The sequence below is a fragment of the Catonella sp. genome (assembly GCF_052169795.1).
GTDB lineage: Bacteria > Bacillota > Clostridia > Lachnospirales > Lachnospiraceae > Catonella.
Map to the genome: position 1 here is coordinate 1 of NZ_JBQNBU010000116.1, position 5,262 is coordinate 5,262.

Below are 5,262 nucleotides of genomic sequence, written 5' to 3' on the forward strand. Positions count from 1 at the left end.
TTGTTTTAGTTGGTCACACTTTCGTTGGTGAAGGGTGATAAGGTGGTCGAGGTTAGAAAAATACAAACCTATTTTTTCTTGTTCAGCCTCAGATGGTATCTCTATTTCAAGGTTTGAAACTTGCTCCAAAGACAAATTCGGCTGTGCCCCTATTGTTGGATTTCTTCTAATGAAGTCTGCTACAACATTTCCTTTAAGACATGTTTTAACATATTCAAGATTCCCCTCTTTTAATCGAATGATGGAAAGAGCTTGATTTGTATTAGCAGGTAAAATTGCTTTATTTACTGATGTTACACGCCCTAACGTTCCTGCAATTGAAAATAAAATATCTCCTTCTTGCAGCTGAGAACGTTTCAGATATCCTTGATGCTCTTCAAGAGAAATTCTAGACTTACCAACAATATCACCCGAAAAATCATTTATATTTTCAACTTTGATAAAATTGACCTCTCCGGTTCCTGATTTATCCTTTGGAGTGGTTCCTTTTGTGATTACTGATGATATATCCCCCAACTTACGCTGTTCCCAATCGTTAGTAAATCCATAAAATCTAATCTCTGGAATTTTTTCACCATTTTTTGGAAACATTTTTTGAAGCATAAATTTTTTCAGCTTTTTTGTCTCATCACACTTACGCTGGTGAAGGGTGATAAGGCGGTCGAGGTTAGAAAAATACAAACCTATTTTTTCTTGTTCAGCCTCAGATGGTATCTCTATTTCAAGGTTTGAAACTTGCTCCAAAGACAAATTCGGCTGTGCCCCTATTGTTGGATTTCTTCTAATGAAGTCTGCTACAACATTTCCTTTAAGACATGTTTTAACATATTCAAGATTCCCCTCTTTTAATCGAATGATGGAAAGAGCTTGATTTGTATTAGCAGGTAAAATTGCTTTATTTACTGATGTTACACGCCCTAACGTTCCTGCAATTGAAAATAAAATATCTCCTTCTTGCAGCTGAGAACGTTTCAGATATCCTTGATGCTCTTCAAGAGAAATTCTAGACTTACCAACAATATCACCCGAAAAATCATTTATATTTTCAACTTTGATAAAATTGACCTCTCCGGTTCCTGATTTATCCTTTGGAGTGGTTCCTTTTGTGATTACTGATGATATATCCCCCAACTTACGCTGTTCCCAATCATCAGTAAAGCCTTTAAATCTTATATTTGGTTTATTTGCCATATCATGCCTCCCAAAAGACTTTCACAAATTCTTCCACTGCTTCTCTTGTATCCTGATTACTAAAGGTAAGTTCACCAAACATTTTCATGAGAACTTCATTACTCTCTTTAATTTCCCTATTTATATTTCTAAAATTTTCTGAAAATTCTCTTAAATCAATTTCTTCCTCTTCCTCACTTGTATCTATATATCTTGGAATATTCAAATTAAAATCATTCTTTTCTATGTCTTCATAAGACGCAAGGAAGCTTAGCTTATCTACTGATTTTCTTTCATTGTAAAGCTCAAGTACCTTATCTATATGTTCTTTATTCATCACATTCTGCTTCTTTTCCTTTTCATACAGCTTAGAAGCATCAATAAAGAGTACCTCTCTTCCTTCTCTATGTTTTTTTAGCACTATTATACAAGTAGGTATTGAAGTATTGTAAAACATATTGGCAGGTAATCCTATTACTGCATAAATAGAGCCATTCTCAAGTAGAGTTTTTCTTATCTCTCCCTCTGCTGCCCCTCTAAAAAGCACACCATGTGGAAGCACAATAGCCATAGTTCCACTTTGTTTCAAATGGTAAAATCCATGTAATAAAAACGCATAATCTGCCTTAGATTTTGGTGCAAGCTTCCCTCCATAGTCCATAAATCTTTCATCCTGTTTAAAGCCTTCAGCAGCCGACCATTTTGCTGAATATGGCGGATTCATAGTTACTACATCAAATTCTGTTTCTTCATCTGTAGGCCAGTCAGCATCCAAAGTATCACCATTTCGCAAATGCTGATTTTCCGGAAGTACTCTATGAAGAAACATATTCATTCTTGCAAGGTTATATGTAGAAGGCATAAGCTCCTGCCCATAATACTTGATATAGTCTGGCTCCTTAGAATAATTCCTACAGCTAAGCATAAGAGAACCCGAACCCATACAAGGATCATACACCTGCAAGCCTTTTTTCTCTTCTTTACCTGTTAGTGCAATTCTGCAAAGTATCTGTGCAGGTCCATGTGGTGTATAAAATTCTCCTGCCTTTTTACCTGTTTCAGAAGCGAACTGTCCTATCAAATACTCATAAGCATTGCCAAGCACATCTCCCTCAGCATTTATAAGATCAGCTCCCTCCAATACCTTTATCACTTCGGCAACTGTTGCACTTTGTTTCAAATCTACTGTCCCAAGCCTGTTGGAATACAAGTCAACATCTGCAAATAAACCGTTAAACAATTCATCAGATTCCTGAATCCTATTGAAAGCCGCCTGTAATTTTTCTCTGTTAAAAGCGTTGTTTTTAGCATCTTTTAATATACTTATATATGTCATATCAGGCTCTAAGGTATAGTGCAACGAACTTTTTAATTCTGCAAGAAGATCAGGTGCATCCTCTGATTTTAACGCTTCTTCATATTCTACCTGAGCTTCAAGAAGATTATCAGGTGTACTATCATTTAAAAGGTCATAGACCTTTGCCAAGTATGAATCTGATAAATATTTATAAAAAACCAATCCTAATAAATATGTTTTATATTCATTAGCATCCATTTTTCCACGCAGTACATCTGCTCCGCTCCATAATACATTTAGCAGGTCTTTGTTATCTGCCATTGTCTGCCCTCCATCATTTTTGTTATTTGCCATGTAATTTTCTTCTATAGTATAAAGTATTTTCATTATTGGGACAAGCAAATTATTACACCTTTTCTAGAGATACATTGTAATATTTATTTTATAGAAAATAATTATTGCTTATATTGTTATTTACTATCATTAAGTATATAATTTAAACAATGATATACAATATAATGAGGTGTCAAATGAAGCAATTACTAACTGCAAATGATTTAATTAATCATATGAAAGAAAAAGGAATTACATTTAATATTATCAGTGAAGCTGATGCTAAAAAATTTTTATTAGAAAACAACTATTATATGAAATTAGCTTCTTATAGGGCTAACTATCCAAAATATAAAGACGGAAAAAAGATAGGGCAATATATCAATCTAGATTTTGCTTATCTCAAAGAACTTTCTACAATTGATATGCACTTACGCTATCTAATTATGAAAATGTGTTTGGATATTGAACATGCCCTTAAAGTTTCCCTTATTTCACATATCGAGAATAATCCTAAGGAGGATGGATACGAATTAATTCGTCGTTTTATAGGATATACCAATTTAAAAGGACAACAGCAAAATGAATATATCCTTAAAAAAATTCGCAGTCATCAATCCAGTGAGTATTCAAAATCCCTTATTGAAAAATACTATCCGTATTTTCCTGTATGGGTTTTTGTAGAATTAATTTCTTTTGGAGATTTAGCTTACTTAATTGCATTTTATGATGAGCTTTATTCAGATAACATTGTGAATAATAAGTTTATGAATATAGTTCGTGACTTACGAAATGCCTCAGCACATAGCCATTGTCTTATAAACAAATTATTTGAACCTTTAGATATCAGCAAACAAATTGATAGTAATATATCCATATATATTAAGAACAGCGTTCCTAACATATCTAAAGCTGCCAGAACAAAAAATCTTAATTATAGAGTTATATACAACTTTATTGTGCTCCTTTATACTTATAACTCTGTCATACCAGATGGTCAAATAAAATCAAAACGAATTAAAGAAATTAAAGATTTGTTTGATAACCGCCTGATACTACATAAAGACTATTTTGTTTCACATAATCAAATTCAAGCCGTATACAATTTTGTTAAAAAAATAGTTGACACATTACCATTATAGTCATATAATATTGACAGAATTGAAAATGGTTTACCATTTTGTAAGGAGCGACATATCCATAAGGTGTTGTTGCTCCTGATTTTTTTATCAATTATTTCATATAGTTATCATTTAAATACATAAAAAAACTATCCAAACCTCGTAACCGAAATTCAGATAGTCTTATCACACTATATATCTACACCACTCCATGCGCAAGCATAGCCTCACAAACCTTCATAAAGCCTGCGATATTCGCTCCTGCTACATAGTCGCCGTCCTTACCGTACTTTTTAGCTGCCGCATCAAGATTATGGAAGATATTTACCATAATTCCCTTTAACTTAGCATCTACCTCTTCAAAGCTCCAGCTTAGGCGTTCTGAGTTCTGGCTCATTTCAAGCGCTGAGGTTGCTACTCCACCTGCGTTAGCTGCTTTTCCCGGAAGGAAATATACTCCATTCTTCTGAAGATACTCGGTAGCCTCCAATGTAGTAGGCATATTAGCACCCTCACATACTGCAAAACATCCATTTGCTACAAGTGCCCTAGCATCTTCAAGGTCAAGTTCATTCTGGGTTGCACAAGGAAGAGCTATATCACATTTCACGCTCCATACTCCCTTGCCTTCATGATACTCTGCATTCGGTCTTGCCTTTACATACTCTGTAAGTCTTGCTCTTTTAACTTCTTTTACATCCTGAAGCACAGCTACATCTATTCCATCCGGATCATATACCCAGCCTGTGGAATCACAAGCTGTAACCGGCTTAGCACCAAGAGCTATGACTTTTTGTATAGCATAGATAGCCACATTACCTGAACCTGATACTACTACAGTCTTACCTTCGAGACTCTTGCCTTTTGATTTAAGCATTTCATCAGTGATATATACAAGACCATAGCCTGTAGCCTCTTTTCTTGCAAGAGAACCGCCATAACTAAGTCCCTTACCTGTAAGCACTCCCTCATACAGCCCTGTTATACGCTTATACTGACCATACATATAACCTATTTCTCTTGCACCTACACCGATATCACCGGCAGGTACGTCCTCATCTTTACCAATATACTTGTAAAGCTCTGTAATAAGGCTCTTGCAAAAAGCCATAACCTCTCTGTCACTCTTTCCCTTTGGATCGAAGTCAGAACCACCCTTGCCTCCTCCAATCGGAAGTCCTGTAAGAGAATTCTTAAAGCACTGCTCAAAGCCCAAGAACTTAATTATACTCTGGTTTACAGAAGGGTGAAATCTAAGTCCCCCCTTGTATGGTCCTATGGCATTATTAAACTGTACTCTAAACGCTCTATTTACCTGAGCCTGTCCCTTATCATCCACCC

At 35.2% G+C, this 5,262-nt stretch carries 4 protein-coding genes; 1 reads left to right on the top strand and 3 read right to left on the bottom strand.

The window, feature by feature from the left end; genetic code table 11:
- Positions 1-1,191, bottom strand: a 1,191-nt coding sequence (locus ACTTKP_RS10990) for a restriction endonuclease subunit S (protein WP_442553945.1), incomplete at its 3' end; no start/stop codon positions are given.
- Position 1,192: 1 nt separating this feature from the next.
- Positions 1,193-2,821: a type I restriction-modification system subunit M gene (locus tag ACTTKP_RS10995; protein WP_442553946.1), complete on the bottom strand. Its 1,629-nt coding sequence runs from the start codon at positions 2,819-2,821 to the stop codon at positions 1,193-1,195.
- A 176-nt stretch (positions 2,822-2,997) separates the two neighbouring features.
- Here ACTTKP_RS10995 and ACTTKP_RS11000 point away from each other — a divergent pair, with 176 nt between their 5' ends.
- A complete protein-coding gene (locus ACTTKP_RS11000) occupies positions 2,998-3,942 on the top strand; it encodes an Abi family protein (protein WP_442553947.1) in 945 nt (314 codons plus the stop codon).
- Positions 3,943-4,120: 178 nt separating this feature from the next.
- Here the strand turns inward: ACTTKP_RS11000 and gdhA are convergent.
- The coding region (gdhA, locus tag ACTTKP_RS11005; RefSeq protein WP_442553948.1) for an NADP-specific glutamate dehydrogenase at positions 4,121-5,262 on the bottom strand (1,142 nt) is incomplete at its 5' end.

Coding starts and splice junctions, on each gene's coding strand:
- ACTTKP_RS10995 (WP_442553946.1), bottom strand. CDS start 2,821: ATGGCAAATAACAAAAATGATGGAGGGCAGACAATGGCAGATAACAAA.
- ACTTKP_RS11000 (WP_442553947.1), top strand. CDS start 2,998: ATGAAGCAATTACTAACTGCAAATGATTTAATTAATCATATGAAAGAA.